This is a genomic window from Curtobacterium sp. NPDC087080 (genome assembly GCF_044745105.1).
GTDB lineage: Bacteria > Actinomycetota > Actinomycetes > Actinomycetales > Microbacteriaceae > Curtobacterium.
On record NZ_JBIUZP010000002.1, the window covers coordinates 294,816 to 310,209 of the forward strand.

Annotated in this window: 11 protein-coding genes and 1 pseudogene; 9 read left to right on the forward strand and 3 right to left on the reverse strand. The window is 71.5% G+C overall.

What is annotated here, in order from left to right; genetic code table 11:
* Nucleotides 1-189: 189 nt before the first annotated feature.
* Both ACIPEQ_RS05645 and ACIPEQ_RS05650 read left to right on the forward strand, forming a co-directional pair.
* Nucleotides 190-1,353 carry an exonuclease SbcCD subunit D gene (locus ACIPEQ_RS05645; RefSeq protein ID WP_402714420.1) on the forward strand — a complete coding sequence of 388 codons (1,164 nt, stop codon included), beginning with the start codon at nt 190-192 and terminating at the stop codon, nt 1,351-1,353.
* Nucleotides 1,353-4,373 (forward strand): AAA family ATPase, encoded by a 3,021-nt coding sequence (locus tag ACIPEQ_RS05650; protein ID WP_402714421.1) that lies wholly within the window; start codon nt 1,353-1,355, stop codon nt 4,371-4,373. Before ACIPEQ_RS05645 ends, ACIPEQ_RS05650 begins: the two co-directional genes overlap by 1 nt.
* A gap of 38 nt (nt 4,374-4,411) precedes the next feature.
* Here ACIPEQ_RS05650 and ACIPEQ_RS05655 read toward each other — a convergent pair whose 3' ends face one another.
* Entirely contained in the window at nt 4,412-4,588 is a 177-nt protein-coding gene (locus ACIPEQ_RS05655) for a hypothetical protein (protein ID WP_153257451.1), read from the reverse strand.
* Entirely contained in the window at nt 4,585-5,391 is an 807-nt protein-coding gene (locus ACIPEQ_RS05660) for a class E sortase (RefSeq protein WP_238638279.1), read from the reverse strand. Before ACIPEQ_RS05660 ends, ACIPEQ_RS05655 begins: the two co-directional genes overlap by 4 nt.
* A gap of 111 nt (nt 5,392-5,502) precedes the next feature.
* On the opposite strand from ACIPEQ_RS05660, the gene ACIPEQ_RS05665 reads away from it, so the two are divergent.
* Nucleotides 5,503-5,970: a GNAT family acetyltransferase gene (locus ACIPEQ_RS05665; RefSeq protein WP_402714422.1), complete on the forward strand. Its 468-nt coding sequence runs from the start codon at nt 5,503-5,505 to the stop codon at nt 5,968-5,970.
* Nucleotides 5,971-6,034: 64 nt separating this feature from the next.
* Here the strand turns inward: ACIPEQ_RS05665 and ACIPEQ_RS05670 are convergent, their stop codons facing one another.
* The gene (locus ACIPEQ_RS05670) at nt 6,035-7,093 is read right to left on the reverse strand and encodes an EamA family transporter (protein ID WP_402714423.1); all 1,059 of its coding nucleotides are present in this window, start codon (nt 7,091-7,093) and stop codon (nt 6,035-6,037) included.
* 35 nt (nt 7,094-7,128) lie between these two features.
* Between ACIPEQ_RS05670 and ACIPEQ_RS05675 the strand changes: the two genes are divergently transcribed.
* From ACIPEQ_RS05675 to ACIPEQ_RS05700, 6 genes and pseudogenes are all read left to right on the forward strand, one after another.
* Nucleotides 7,129-8,259, forward strand: a complete 1,131-nt coding sequence (locus ACIPEQ_RS05675; protein WP_402714424.1) for a lysostaphin resistance A-like protein — start codon at nt 7,129-7,131, stop codon at nt 8,257-8,259.
* A gap of 9 nt (nt 8,260-8,268) precedes the next feature.
* Nucleotides 8,269-10,110: a DNA helicase RecQ gene (gene recQ / locus ACIPEQ_RS05680; RefSeq protein WP_402714425.1), complete on the forward strand. Its 1,842-nt coding sequence runs from the start codon at nt 8,269-8,271 to the stop codon at nt 10,108-10,110.
* A gap of 194 nt (nt 10,111-10,304) precedes the next feature.
* Complete coding sequence (locus ACIPEQ_RS05685) at nt 10,305-11,159, forward strand: DUF5819 family protein (protein WP_402714426.1); 855 nt, start codon at nt 10,305-10,307, stop codon at nt 11,157-11,159.
* A gap of 1 nt (nt 11,160) precedes the next feature.
* Nucleotides 11,161-12,354 carry an HTTM domain-containing protein gene (locus tag ACIPEQ_RS05690; protein WP_402714427.1) on the forward strand — a complete coding sequence of 398 codons (1,194 nt, stop codon included), beginning with the start codon at nt 11,161-11,163 and terminating at the stop codon, nt 12,352-12,354.
* Nucleotides 12,351-13,757, forward strand: coding sequence for a phytoene desaturase family protein (locus ACIPEQ_RS05695; protein ID WP_402714428.1), 1,407 nt, complete (start codon nt 12,351-12,353; stop codon nt 13,755-13,757). The genes ACIPEQ_RS05690 and ACIPEQ_RS05695 overlap by 4 nt, the downstream gene beginning before the upstream one ends.
* Nucleotides 13,758-13,897: 140 nt before the next feature.
* Nucleotides 13,898-15,394 (forward strand): annotated as a pseudogene (locus tag ACIPEQ_RS05700) (hypothetical protein); the annotation flags it as partial.

Sequence of the window (15,394 nt, forward strand, 5' to 3'; positions counted from 1 at the left end):
CTCCACCGACCAGGATCTCGCTCCTCCGGCGGACGACCATGTCCCGTGTGGCCCCTCGCGCAGCCCGTCTCGCCGCCAGCACGAGCTGCGTGCGCTGACGTCCCTGCACAGGGACGCTACTGGTGCCGGTCCTCCACAGGGCGGCACGGGCTCGTCGGTGATGTCCCCGGCCGCCGCTACCGTGACCGCATGCGGATCCTCCACACCGGCGACTGGCACCTCGGCCGGACGCTGCTCGGTGCAGACCTGCTCGGACACCAGTCGGTGTTCGCGGAGTTCCTCGTCGACACCGTCCGCGAGCACGCGGTCGACCTGGTCGTGATCGCCGGCGACGTCTACGACCGCGCCATCCCGCCGGTGGACGCCGTCCGGCTGCTCTCCCGCACGCTCGAACGCCTGGCAGAGACGGCGACGGTCGTGCTCACGCCGGGCAACCACGACTCCGCCGCCCGGCTGGGCTTCGGTGCAGGGGTCATGCACGACCGTGTCCGGATCCTGGCGGAGCCCGCGGGCATCGGCACACCCGTGCTCATCGACGACGACCACGGCACGGTCGCCGTGTACGGGATCCCGTTCCTGCACCCCGACCTGACGCGGTACGCCCTCGCCGACGTGCCGGACGAACCCCTCGCCCGGTCCCACCAGGCGGTGGTCGGGGCAGCGACCGCACGGATCCGCACGGACCTCGCGACCCGCCCCGGTGCCCGCAGCATCGTCGTGGCGCACGCCTTCGTGGGCGGGGCGGCAGCGAGCGACAGCGAACAGGACATCCGCGTCGGTGGGGTCGACCAGGTCGCCGCGTCGGTGTTCGACGGCATCGACTACGTCGCGCTCGGACACCTGCACGGACCGCAGCGGGTGGGCGCGAGCGACCGCATCCGGTACGCGGGTTCGCCGCTGGCGTTCTCGTTCGGCGAGCGGCACCAGTGCAAGAGCGTCACCGTCGTCGAGCTGGCGGCCGACGGCGCGGTCTCGGTCCAGCTCGTGCCCGCACCCGTCCCGCGTCGGCTCGTCGACGTCAGGACCACCATGGCCGCGATCGAATCGGGCGAGCACCGCGCGGACGCCGACGCCTGGGTCCGCGTCGCGGTGACCGACACGGTCCACCCGGAGCGGATGTACGCCCGCGTGAAGGACCACTTCCCGCACGCGCTGGCGATCACGCACGAGCCCGCCGACCGGCCGGAACGCCAGGCCGCGCGGGCGGTCACCGCGACCTCCGATCCCGTCGAGGTCGCCGCCGACTTCGTCGCGTTCGCCACGGGCGCCGCGCCGTCCGAGGGCGACCGCGCGGTCCTGACCGAGGCGTACGAGGCCGCCGTCCTCGCGCTGCACGACGACCGGGGGCGCTGATGTACCTGCACCGACTCGAACTCCGGGCGATCGGGCCCTACCCCGAGCTCGTCTCGATCGACTTCGCGGCGCTCGCCGCCTCCGGGGTGTTCCTGCTCGAGGGGCCGACGGGCTCCGGCAAGTCGACGATCATCGACGCCGTGGTCTTCGCGCTGTACGGCGGACTCGCGGGCGAGGGCTCGACGCACGATCGCCTGCACAGCCAGCACGCGGACCCGGGGGTCGAGCCCTTCGTGGAGCTCGTCTTCGAGACCGGTGCCGGTGTGTACCGGGTCCGACGGACGCCGCAGTACGACCGCCCGAAGCAGCGCGGCGCCGGGACGGTGCGGCAGCAGGCGTCCGCACAGCTCTTCCGCCTCGCGAACCCCAGCGACGCCGTGGGCGAGCCGGTGTCCTCACGCATCCCCGAGATCGGGCTCGAGGTCGCACGCGTCGTCGGACTCGACCGTGTGCAGTTCCTGCAGACGGTCGTGCTGCCGCAGGGCGAGTTCGCCCGCTTCCTCCGTGCCCCGGGTGAGGACCGCCGGAAGCTCCTGCAGTCCCTCTTCGGGACCCAGGTCTACGACCGGACCGCGGACGAGCTCGCCGCCCGCCGCCGTGAGGTCCAGGCCGAGGTCGAGTCCGCCGACGACCGGGTCCGGGACGCACTCAACCGGTTCGCGCAGGCGGCCGGCGACACCGAGGCGGACGAGGCCTCGGTACCGGCGACCCTCGACGCGCTCCGCGGCCGCGCCGAGGAGACCGCAGCACGACGGACCGAGGCGGTGGCCGCGGCAGAGCGTGCCCGGAAGCACGAGCAGGACGTGGCCGCACGGCTCGAGGCGCGGACGCGACGTGCGGCGCTCCTCGAACGTCGCCGTGCCCTCGACGACGCTGCAGCCCGGGTCGAGGCCGCCCGTGACCGGCTCGCACTCGCCGACCGGGCGGCCCGGGTCACGAGCCCGGCAGACGGTCTCGACGCCGCCCGCGTCCGTGCTGACGAGCACCACCGCCGGGCGCTCGACCTCCGCACGCGCCTCGGCGTACCGACGGACGTCGACGTCGCCGCCCGGCACGCCGACCTGACGGCCTGTGCCGCGGCGGTCCGGCACCTCGTCGCGGTCGAGGCGACCCTCGGCGACCGACGCCGGGCCCGCACGGACGCCGCCGGCCGGGCCGCGTTGCTCCTCGACAGGGTGGCGGAGCTCGACCGGGCGCTCGAGGCGCGACCCGCAGGAAGGGCGGCCCTCGTCGAGGAAGCCCGGACCGCAGCCACCGCCGCGGGTGATGCCGAGGCTGCCCGCGCCGAGGTCGAGCGCCTCCGGCGGGTGCGCGCCGACCTCGACGCCCGAGACGGCGCGGTCGCCGCAGTGCGCCGGGCGGAACAGACGGTCGCCGACCGCCGGGTCCGCGCCGAGGAGCTCCTGCGGGCCGAGCAGGCCCTCCGCGCCCGGCGCATCGCCGGTCTGGCCGGCGAGCTCGGTGCGGCGCTCCTCCCGGGCGACCCCTGCCCCGTCTGCGGCGCGCACGAGCACCCGGACGTCGCCGTGCCGCAGGACGACCACCCCGACGCAGCAGCGGTGGACGCCGCCGCCGACGCGACGCGCTCAGCCGACGGTGCCCTCGCCCAGGCTGCGGCCGTCCTCGCGGTCGAACGGGCAGAGCTCGAACGACTGCACGCGGCGGTCGGGGACACGGACGCCGACGCCCTGGCGACCCAGACCGCGGCCGCCGCTGCCCGCGTCGACGCCGCACGCGCGGCCGCCGTCCGCGTCGCCGAGGTCGAACAGCGCCGGCTGGCCCACGACGACGAGACCCGAGCGCTCGAACGCGAGCACCACACGGTGCAGGCCGAGCACGCCGTCCTCGTCGCGACGAGCGCGGCCGAGGGGGAGCGGCTCGACCATGACACCGCAGCCGTGGCGGACGCTCGGCGGCGTGCGGCGACCCTCGCTGCCAGTCCATGGACCGCAGCCGTCCACGACGAGCGCGCGCCGGACGACCGCTCCCTCGCGCAGACGGTCCGACAGCTCGACGACCTCGCCGCTCGAGCCGTCGAGGTCACCGCTGCCGAGGCGCAGGCGGCCACGGCTGCGCAGACCGTCGTCGAGCGGACCGGAGAGGTCGCCCACGCGCTGGCCGAGCAGGGCTTCGACGCGGTCGACGGGGCCCGGGCGGCGCTGCTCCCGCCGGAGCGGGCGACCGCACTGCAGGCAGAGGTCGCCGCGGCGGAACGCGAGCGAGCCGTCGTCGACGCGGGCCTCGCGGAACCCGCCGTGGTCGCGGCCGCGGACGACCTCGACCCCGGGCCGGACGCCCCGCTCGACCTGGACGCCGCACGTGCCGCGCACGTCGCAGCGGCCGGACTCGCCGACGAGGCCGTCCGCGCGGCGGTCTCGGCATCGGACCGTGCCGAGGCCGCGGCCGGCTGTGCCGCCGAGGTCGCACGCGCCGTCCGGGCCCGCGACGACACGTCCGCGCGGAGCCGCGCGATCGTCCGCCTGGCCGACGTCGCCAACGGCGTGACCGCGGCGAACCCGAGCGGCATCACCCTCGGCACGTACGTGCTCATGCGGCGCTTCGAGGACGTCGTCGCAGCCGCGAACGACCGCCTGCGCGGGATGCTCGGCGGTCGGTTCACCCTCGAGACGTCCGACGAGCGCGAAGCCGGCTCACGGGCGCGACGGACCGGTCTCGCGCTCGCGGTCCACGACCACACCACCGACACACGGCGTGCACCGGGAAGCCTGTCCGGCGGCGAGACCTTCACGGTGTCGCTCTGCCTGGCGCTCGGGCTCGCCGACGTCGTGCAGGCCGAGGCCGGCGGCGTCTCGCTCGGCACGTTGTTCGTCGACGAGGGCTTCGGCACCCTCGACCCCGAGACCCTCGACGACGTCATCGGCCAGCTGGCGCGGCTGACCGCCGGTGGGCGTCAGGTCGGGATCGTCAGTCACGTCGAGGAGCTCAAGCAGCGGATCCCCGAGCGCATCGCCGTGCGGCGCACCGCGGGGGGCGGCTCGCGGGTCACCACCACCGTCTGACGAACCGCGAACCGCGAACGGTCGGTGGAGGACTGCGGTCAGGGGGACGGCGTCGCGTCCACCGTGCCGTCGGGCGGCGGCAGGATGTCGGCCGCGATCCACGGGAAGACCCACGTGAACAGCGCGTACACGATCACGGCGAGCAACACGAGCAGCTCGAGGACCTTCAGGGCGGCCGGTCCGGGCAGGACCCGCCAGACGAACGGGAAGATCACTGCGGCGTCTCCGAGAGTTCCTTGGGGGTGCCCTCCGAGACGGGCATCCAGTAGTCGAGCTTGGCGTGGGTCACGTAGCGCTCCTTGGCGGACCACATCGGGTGGCACGCGGTGAGCGTGAGCCAGCGGTCCTCCGCCGAGGGCGTGACGCCCGGCTGGTTCGGCACCGGCGCGATCGTCTCGATCTTGTCCGGCGTGACGATCTGCGAGTCGGTGACCTTGTAGACGTACCAGACGTCGAAGTCCTTCGCCGCGTCGGTCACCCGGACGACGATCGCGTCGTCGGTCTTCAGGTCCGCGATCTGGTTCAGCGGCTTGCCGTAGGTCACGCGGTGCCCGGCGACGGCGAAGTTGCCCTCGGCGCCCGGCATCGCGGTGTCCTGGTAGTGCCCGAGTCCGATCGTGTTGAGCACGCGCTCGCGGTCGGTGCCCTCGCCGATCGGACGCAGGTAGTCGGCGCCGAAGCGCGGGATCTGCATCGTGCCGAAGACGCTCGTGACCTCCGGCGGTTCGGCGAGCACAGGGGCCTCGCCGCGGTGCTCGGAGCCCTCGACCTTCGGCGCCGCGCGCTGGCCGAGGTCGTCGACGAGCTTCGTCTGCTCGTTCACGGCGACGACGTCCGTCCACCAGGCGGTCCACGCCACGTAGAGACCGGTGCCGGCGCCGGCGATGATCAGGAGCTCGGCCAGCAGTGCGACGAGTGCCCCGCCGACGGTCTGTCGACGCCGGGGGCGCCGTGGCTGCCGCGTGGCCTCGTCCTCGCGCGCCGAGCGGCGCGTCGGGGCGGTGTCGTGTGCGGTCACGGTGCTCCTGATCCGGATGGGGTGGTCGGACAGGTATATCAGACCACGCCGACGAGCAGGTGACGAGTCCTCGCACCTGTGGATGCCCACGGGGACGGCTAGCGTGGCCGGATGACTCCGGTGTTCCGTCCCTTCCGTTCCGACGACACCGAGGCGGTCATCGCACTGTGGGACGCCTGCGGGCTGCTGCGACCGTGGAACGACCCGCGGCGTGACATCGCGCGGAAGGTGGCCGAGCAGCCCGAGCTCTTCCTGGTCGCCAAGCAGGCCGAGCAGGCCGAGCAGGCCGGGCAGGGCGAGCGTGACGACGAGCGGACGGTCGTCGGCGTCGGCATGGCGGGCTACGACGGGCACCGCGGCTGGGTGAACTACCTGGCGGTCCGTCCCGACCTGCAGGGGTCCGGGCTCGGTCGCGCCTTCATGGCCGAGTTCGAGCGGCTCCTGACCGCCCGCGGGTGCCCGAAGGTCAACGTGCAGGTGCGCGAGGGGAACGAGCAGGTGCTCGGGTTCTACGCCTCGCTCGGGTACGCCCCGGACCGCGCGGTGTCCCTCGGCAAGCGCCTCATCGCCGACGACTGACACCTGTCGCCGACGACTGACACCTGTCGCCGGCGTCGGCGCCGCCGCCGACGCCCGGAAACCGCTACGCCAGCGCCAGGCCGACCGAGGCCGCGAAGGCGAGCACGATCCCGGTCCACTGCACCGCGCGCAGCCGCTCACGCAGCACGACGCCGGCGAGCACCACCGTGCCGATCGGGTAGAGGGCGTTGAGCACGCTCACCACGGGGAGCACGGCGTCGCCCGACCCGACGTGCAGCGCAGCCTGGATGCAGGCGTTCGCCAGCGCGTCGAGCACGCCGCAGGCCACGACGGCGACCATCGTCCGCCTCGACCACCGCGGCCGGTTCGACCAGCGCGACGGACCCGACGACCTCCGCGGGCGCCACGGCAGCGACGAACCAGGCCAGCGTGACCGACGCGACGTGTCCGACCGACGGGGACCGCGCGGGCCGACCGCGGCAGACCGCGCGGCCGACGCCGACGGCGCGACGTGATCCGCGCCTCCCGGCCGATCCGACCGAACCGGCCCGACCGGCCCGACCGGCACCGACCGCACCGCCACCACGACCGCCACCGCACCGAGCAGCACCGTCTGCACCACCCGCCCGACCAGGAGCGTCGCGACGCCCGCGTCCGGAGGTGCCGCGTCGTACGCGAGCACGATCCCGCCGAACCCGCACCCCGCCACCGCAGCCGTCACCACCCCGGCGGCCGTCACCCGAGCACCCGAGCCGTCCCGCACCGCCGCGACCAGCACGACCGCGACCACCGCGACCACGAGCGCGACCGACGCCACGAGCGACAGCACCGTCCCGCCCAGCAGCGCGACCGCGACCGGGGTGACCGCGGCGAACACCGCCGTCAGCGGGGACAGCACGCTCATCGGGCCGACGGCCAGTGCCCGGTAGAGCAGCAGCACCGCCACCGACCCCGAGACCCCTGCTCCGATCCCGGCCGCGACCGCGGGACCGGAGAAGGTCGCTCCGACGACCGCCGCCCCGAGCATCAGCGGGACCAGGCCCACCGCCGCGGCGACGGCCGCGACGGTCACCGCGCGCACCCGCCGTGCCGCGAGTCCGCCGAGGAAGTCGGCAGCCCCGTAGACGACCGCACCGGTCAGGCCGAGCAGGACGGAGAGCACGGCTCCCATCCTGCCCGTGCCGGTAGCCTGCGCGGGTGAGCGTTCCGTACCACCGCCTGCCCCGTGTCGATGCTCGTTGGCGCTGGTGGCGCCCGCTGGTCGCGCTCGCGTTCCTGGTCGGGTACTACATCGCCACGCAGATCGTCCTGGCGGTGGCCTACTTCGTCCCGATCGGGGTGACGCAGGGCGAGGACGGGTTGCTCGGCTTCCAGGACGACCTGACGAGCGGCGCCCTCGACCCCACCGACCCGCTCATCCTGTCGCTCACCCTGCTGTCGCTCGTGGTGCTGCTGCCCGGCGTCCTGCTCGCGGTGAAGATCGCCCGGATCGGCCCGGCGGGCATCCTGTCGTCGACACGCTTCCGGGTGCGCTGGCGCTGGACGCTGTGGTGCCTGCTCCCGACGATCGTCATCGCGATCCCGATGTTCCTGCTGCAGACGTGGGGGATGTTCTCGTTCGACGGCGGCTTCGGCTGGGACCACGACGCCATCGGGCAGTCGACCGTCTCGCCCGCCACGCTGACCTTCACGATCGTGATGGTCCTGGTCCTCGTGCCCTTCCAGGGCGCCGCCGAGGAGTACGTCTTCCGCGGCTTCCTGATCCAGACCATCGCGTCGTGGATCCCGGTCCGGATCGTCGGTGTCGTCATCGCCGTCGCGGTCTCGACCGTGGTGTTCGCCGCCGGGCACATCCCGAACGGCTACAACGTGTGGGGCATCCTCGACGTCGGCTCGTTCGGGCTGATCGCGGCGATCATCGTGCTGCGGACCGGCGGCATGGAGGCCACCGTCCTGCAGCACGCCTTCAACAACATCATGATCTTCGTCCTGCAGGCTCCCGGCTGGTCGAAGATCGACCTCGACGCCTCGGACGGCACCGCGGGCGGCTTCCTGGTCACGCTCGCGACCTCGCTCGCCTTCTGGGGCATGATCGAGCTCCTCGCGTGGTGGCGGGGGCTCGACCGTCGCTTCCCGGGACACGAGGCGCCCCGCTTCCGCGGTCCGGCCCCGGTCTGGGCGGGCGGAAGCCAGTGGACCCGGCCGGGAGGCACGGGCTGGGCAGTCGCACCGGCCCGCGGTCCGGAGACGGACCGGGACGCACCGGTGGCTGATCCGTCCGCCGCTGCGCCTGTGGACGAGACGGTGCGTGTCGCCCCGCGCTCGTAGGCTGGGGGCATGAGCACGACGACCACGACCTCACCGTCGCGGGCTGCCGCGCTCGACGTCCTGCACCGTGTGTGGGGGTACGACGCGTTCCGTGGCGAGCAGGCCGCGATCATCGACCAGGTCGTCTCCGGCGGCGACGCGCTCGTGCTCATGCCGACCGGTGGCGGCAAGTCGCTCTGCTACCAGGTGCCCGCGCTCGTCCGCGACGGCGTCGGGGTGGTCGTCTCACCGCTGATAGCCCTCATGCAGGACCAGGTCGACGCCCTCGCCGCGAACGGTGTCAAGGCGGCGTTCCTCAACTCCACGCAGGGTCCCGACGAGCGCGCCCGGGTCGAGCGGGCGGTCGTCTCCGGCGAGGTCGACATGCTCTACCTCGCCCCGGAGCGGCTCCGGCTCGAGAGCACCCGGTCGCTGCTCGACCGCGCGCGCATCGCCCTGTTCGCCATCGACGAGGCACACTGCGTCGCCCAGTGGGGGCACGACTTCCGGCCGGACTACCTCGAGCTGAGCGTGCTCCACGAGCGCTGGCCGACCGTGCCGCGCATCGCCCTCACGGCCACCGCGACGCCGCAGACCCACCGCGAGATCTCGGGTCGGCTCGGCCTCGACGACGCCGCGCACTTCGTGGCCGACTTCGACCGCCCGAACATCCAGTACCGCATCGAGCCGAAGACCGGCGCGATGCAGCAGCTCCTCACCTTCATCAAGACCGAGCACAGCGGCGACGCGGGCATCGTCTACTGCCTGTCCCGGAACTCGGTCGAGCGCACCGCAGCCGCGCTCGCCGACCAGGGGATCCCGGCGCTGCCGTACCACGCCGGCCTCGACGCGAAGGTCCGCGAGCGCAACCAGTCGACGTTCCTGCGCGAGGACGGCATCGTCATGGTCGCCACGATCGCGTTCGGCATGGGCATCGACAAGCCCGACGTGCGGTTCGTGGCGCACCTCGACCTGCCGAAGTCGGTCGAGGGCTACTACCAGGAGACCGGGCGTGCCGGGCGCGACGGACTGCCCTCGACGGCGTGGCTCGCCTACGGGCTGAACGACGTCGTGCAGCAGCGCCGGATGATCGACCAGTCCGAGGGCGACGCGGCACACCGCCGGCAGCTCAGCGCGCACCTCGACGCCATGCTCGCGCTCTGCGAGACGATCGAGTGCCGCCGGGTCCGGTTGCTCGCCTACTTCGGGCAGGAGTCCACGGCCTGCGGCAACTGCGACACGTGCATCGCGCCGCCGGAGCCGTGGGACGGCACGGTGCCCGCGCAGAAGTTCCTGTCGACCGTGGTCCGCCTGGAGCGCGAGCGCGGGCAGCGGTACGGCGTCGCGCACCTCGTGGACATCCTCGTCGGCAAGCAGTCGCCGCGCGTGCAGGAGCTCCGGCACGACTCGCTCGCGACCTTCGGCATCGGCAACGACCTGGGCGAGGGGGAGTGGCGTGCGGTCGCTCGGCAGCTGCTGGCACAGGGCTACGCAGCGGTGTCGGGCGACGGGTTCGGCACGGTCGTCCTCAGCCCGACGAGCGCCGAGGTCCTGAGCGGCAGGACGCGCGTGCTGATGCGCCGCGACCCGGTGAAGGCCCCGCGCACGTCGCGAGCCCGACGGCAGGCGGTGACCGACGTGCCGCAGGAGGCGCTCGGCCTGTTCGAGGCGCTGCGTGCGTGGCGGGCGGCCCAGGCCCGCGAGCAAGGGGTGCCCGCCTACGTGGTGTTCAACGACGCGACGCTGCGCGGGATCGCCGCGGTGAAGCCCACCGACGAGGACGCCCTGAGCGAGATCTCGGGGATCGGTGGCGCGAAGCTCGAGCGCTACGGGCGCGCGGTGCTCGACGTCGTCGCAGCGCACGCGGACTGAGCCGCCGACCCACCCCGACTCACCAACAGAACGCCCCACCGGTCACCGGCCGGTGGGGCGTTCGTCGTCTGCGCGAAATATCGTATTGCGCCATCGCCGGGCTGTGACGTATTGTGTATTTCACATCTTGTCCACAACCCGACACAGAGAGCAGTATGTCCGCAGCAACGACACCCCTCGCGAAACGACGCCCCGTGATCCGCGTCGTCCTCGTCCTCGTCACACTCGTCACCGCGTTCCACGTGTTCGCGCAGTTCCTCTGGATCGCCCCGGCCTCCGCCCTCCGCGAGCTCGTCCCCGGCCACCTGCTCTACTCGTGGCAGATCCCGTGGTTCGGCCAGAGCTGGTCGGTCTTCGCGCCGGACCCCATCAACGGCAACTACCACTTCAAGGTCCGCGCGATCGTGCAGGACGGCTCCGGGCCAGCTCGGATGACGCAGTGGATCGACGCGACCGACGCGGAGTACGAGCTGCAGCACCACAAGGTCCTGCAGCCCCGAGCCGCGGCGCTCGCGTCCGAGCAGGCGACGGACTACAAGGGCGCCTGGGACGACCTGAACGACGGTCAGAAGGCGATCGTCTCCGCTGGGTGGTTCGAGGGTGACTCCTGGAAGGGTGACCTCGAGACCGCGCTCCGCAAGGCGGCCGGTGGCAACGAGACGGCCGAGGCTGCTGCCTCGAAGTTCATCTCGGCGAACGCCTTCACCCTCGCCTACGCAACGCAGGCCGCCCGTGCGGTCTGGGGTGACGACGTCGTGTTCGTGCAGGTGGACATCTACCGCCAGAACATCATCCCCTTCGCCAAGCGACACGAGCCCGGTGCGCAGCTCCCGCCCAAGCAGGAGGCCCCGACCGGGTGGCGTGGACTCTTCACGCTGCCGGGCCAGTCGCAGGAGGCCTTCGCGAAGGTCTTCCGCCCCCTCGCCGAGCCGCAACTGCAGGGCGACGGGTTCGCCACCGATGACTCGGCGACCGAACCGAAGGATTCCCGCCGGGACGCCACGCCGTCCCCTGCGCCGCAGACGGACGACGAGAAGGAGCAGGACTGACATGAACACGCTCATCGACGCCGTCCGACGGACGGCCTGTGTCGGCGTCCGCGTGGCCACCGACGTCCGCGACCTCCTGCTGGACCTCCTGCGACGAGGTGCGACCTTCGTCGAGCAGTGGCTGACCGGGCGCAAGAAGGCGCTGTACGGCCTGGCCGTCACACGCATCCTCCTCGGTCTGCTCGGCATCACGATCGTCGTCACCAACTGGTCGACGCGGTACTACGCGTACGGAGCCGGTTCCGCATGGACCGGTGAAGCGCTCTACCCCGGCAGCGACTTCGCGAAGTTCTGGCCGACGAGCTTCTTCCACGACATCGGGCAGCAGGACATCCTGCTCACCGTCAGCATGGCCGGGCTGATCGTCATCAGCGCTCTCTTCATGCTCGGGTGGCGCACGCGTTTGGTGATGCCGCTGTTCCTGATCGGGTACGTCTCCTGGATCGAGATGAACGACGTGCTCAGCGACCAGAGCGACAACCTCGTCCGCATGGTGCTGATCTACATGCTCTTCGCAGACCCGGCAGCTCGGCTCTCGCTCGACGCCCGTCGTCGGTCGAAGGACCGTACGGCGGTCCGGCGCTGGTCTCGTTGGCGCGCACACCTGCACCCGTACGACACCATGCTGCACAACCTCGCGCTCGTCGTGATGGTGCTCCACGTCGCCCTCATCTACATGTCCGGCGCGCTCTACAAGGCGCAGGGACAGACCTGGTCGGAGGGGTACGCGGTGTACAACCCGCTCCACGTCGACCGCTTCTCGGTGTGGCCCGAGCTCGCGGACGCGGTGACCTACTGGGGGCCCGCGGTCGCCGCGATCTCGTGGGGCACGATCATCATCCAGATGATGTTCCTGCCCATGTTGGCAACCCGCATCACGCGCATCGTCGCACTGCTCGGCGTCCTCTCGTTCCACATCGGGATCGGCGTGCTGATGGGCTTGCCGTTCTTCTCCCTCGCGATGATCGCCGTCGACTCCGTCCTCATCCGTGACCGCACCTGGCTCGCGATGGGTCGCGAGCTCCGGAACCGTTGGCGTGCAGCCGGCGGTGCGAGCGACACGTCTGCGCGGACTCGGCCGACGACACCGCTCACGGCAGCCAGCCCCGCTCCCGCTTCACCGCTCGACAACGGTGCGGAGCGCTCCCCGAGCGAGGAGCCCACCTCCGACGACCAGCTCGTGGGAGCCCGGTGAAGGCCTACGTCGTCGGAAGTGGACCCAACGGCCTCGCCGGAGCGATCGAACTCGCCCGCAACGGCGTCGACGTGACCGTCGTCGAGGCCACCGCCCGTCTGGGTGGTGGCCTCGGGTCGGCCGAGCTGACCGAGCCCGGTCTGGTCCACGACCTCGGTGCCGCGTTCATGCCGATGGCCGTCGCCTCGCCGTTCTTCCGGAGTCTGGACCTCGAAGCACTCGGCGTCAGGTTCCGTCACGCCCCCGTCGCCCTCGCGCACCCGCTCGACGACGGCACCGCCGGTCTGCTCCACCAGGACCTCAGTACGACCGCCGCAGGCCTCGGCACGGACGGTGGCACCTGGCGCGCGTTGTTCGAGCGCTTCGCCGAGTCGTTCCCGGAGCTGCTCGACGACGCGATGCAGCCGATGATGCACCTGCCCCGGCACCCGTTGCTGATGGCACGGTTCGGCTTGATCGCCGCGCAGTCCGCCGCTCGGGTGTCGGCGACCTTCCGCACCGAACAGGCGCAGGGGCTCTTCACCGGCATCGCCGCGCACGCGTTCGGCGCGCTCGACGAGCCGTTCTCGGCAGCCGTCGGGGTCATGCTCACCGCCGCGGCACACGCCGTGGGGTGGCCGGTCGTCGAAGGCGGCGCACAGGTGCTCGCCGACGCCCTGGTCCGACACCTCGTCGACCTCGGCGGCCGGGTCGAGACCCGCCGCGAGGTGCTGTCCGTCCGTGAGCTCGACGACGCCGACATCGTGCTGCTCGACGCCACGCCCGCAGCCGCCGCCGCGATGCTCGGCGACGCCATGCCGCGGCGCTTCCGGCGCGCCTACGGCGCGTACGTGCACGGGCCGGCCGCCTTCAAGGTCGACTTCGCGGTCGACGGGGACATCCCCTGGACCGCCGAGGGCGTCCGGGACGCCGGGGTCGTGCACGTCGGCGGTCGTGCCGCAGAGGTGTCGGCCGCGGAGGCGCGCATCACCTCCGGCGCGTCGGCTCGCCAGCCCTTCGTGCTGGTCGGACAACAGTACGTCGCCGATCCGGGACGGTCTCGGAACGGCGTCAACCCGGTGTGGGCGTACGCCCACGTGCCGCACGGCTCGACCGTCAATGCCACGGAGCGGATCGTTCGGCAGGTTGAACGGTTCGCACCGGGCTTCCGCGATCGCATCGTTGCAACGCACACGACGGCCGCCATCGGTCTCGCTGCGGTGAATGCCAACTACGTCGGCGGCGACATCAACACCGGGGCCACGAGCTTCCGGCAGTTGATCGCTCGACCGACGGCGGGGCGCCGTCCGTACCGAACTGGCGCGCCCCACACCTACCTGTGTTCCGCGGCGACCCCGCCCGGACCTGGCATCCACGGCATGTCCGGGATGAACGCGGCGAGAGCCGCACTGGCCGGGCTCTGACCGGCACCCAGGTACGTCACTGCCCGTGACGTCCGCTCGTCCGGGTTGCGATCCGGAAGGGCTCTCGCGTGGGTGGCCCACCCACGCGGAAATTCGAATCGGCGTTCACGACTGTTTGCAGTCAACCGAGCGTCACCGATATGGAAGAAACGACAATGAGTTCCCAGAGTAAAAGAGCGCGTTCTGGTACCCGAAAGGCTATTGCTGCATCAGCCGCGGGCATGGTGGTCCTGTCGGGTGCTGCTTTCGGCGTCGATGCTGTGTATGCTTCGGTTCCTGCGGGCGCGAAGTCGATCGGTACCAAGAGCGTGTCCGGGGCTGGATTGATCACCAAGGTTGGGGATCGTTACCTGGTGTACGGCACCAATTCGCTGATTCCATCGATAACGGGTACCAACGCGCACCCTGCGCCGTGGTACGGCTCGATCGCAAGCAATTATGCGGAAGCGGTTCGGCTCTCCAAGACTGCTACGCACTCATACACCTTTCCTGGACCGAACGAAACCGGTCCGGTGAAGAACAGTTCGGGACAATGTCTAACGTTCACCGCCACCTTCACCGTGAGCATGTCTTACCTTTATACGCATTGGAAGACCTGCGGGGCGAGCGGTCAGTCCTGGCGATGGGGGGGTTGGGGTGGTCTCATCAGCCCGGATGCGGTTCTGTGGAACAATAAATCCTTTTACCCTGTTTCATTGCAATGCGATCCGACCAATGACAAGTTTCAAACTACCCTCGGGCTTGCGAAGGACCTGTCTGCACCAGGGCCATCGCCTGTCGTTGAGCTGAGCAATGCAAATGCGGCTGCCTCGGCGACCGCCTCCTACAAGGCCGATGCGAAGGGGAACGCTGCTGCGGTCGGTGCAGCGGTCGCCGCGGCGAACGGGGACCGGTCTTCCGTCGCGGATGCTGCGAAGAACTCCGATGCGATCGCCGTGGCGAAGTCTGCGGGTAATCAGCTGACGACGGCTGCTGCTGATACGTCTGCCGACGCGAAGTCGAGCGCGAACGTCTCGGCGCTCGGTGCTGCCGAGAAGGCCGCGAAGGCGGACAACTCGTCGAACACGAACGGGAAGGGTTCCGCTGTCGGCAACGGGCGCGCTGGCGCTGCGTCCCGAGTAGCTGCCATCGCCGACTCGTCAAACGACGCGTCGAAGGACGCCGCGGCGGACGTCGATGGGAACGTCAACGCGTCGGCCTCGGCGACGGCTTCGTACAAGGCTGATGCGAAGGGCAACGCCGCCGCAGTCGGTGCCGCGATCGGCGCCGCGAACGGCGACCGGACCTCCATTGCGGACGCCGCGAAGAACTCGGACGCGATCGCGGTGGCGAAATCGGCTGGTAACCAGATCACGACGGCTGCCGCTGATACGTCTGCCGACGCGAGCTCGAGTGCGAACGTTGCGGCGCTCGGTGCTGCCGAGAAGGCCGCGAAGGCGGACAACTCGTCGAACACCAATGCTCGTGGTTCGTCGGCTGCGAACGGCACTGCCGGTGCGGCGTCGCGTGTTGCCGCCATCGCTGACTCGTCCAACGATGCTTCGGCGGATGCGGGTTCGGCGTCGAACGCGAATGTGAATGCTGGTGCGTCGGCGACGGCGACGTTCAAGGCGGATGACAACTCGAACGCGTCGGTG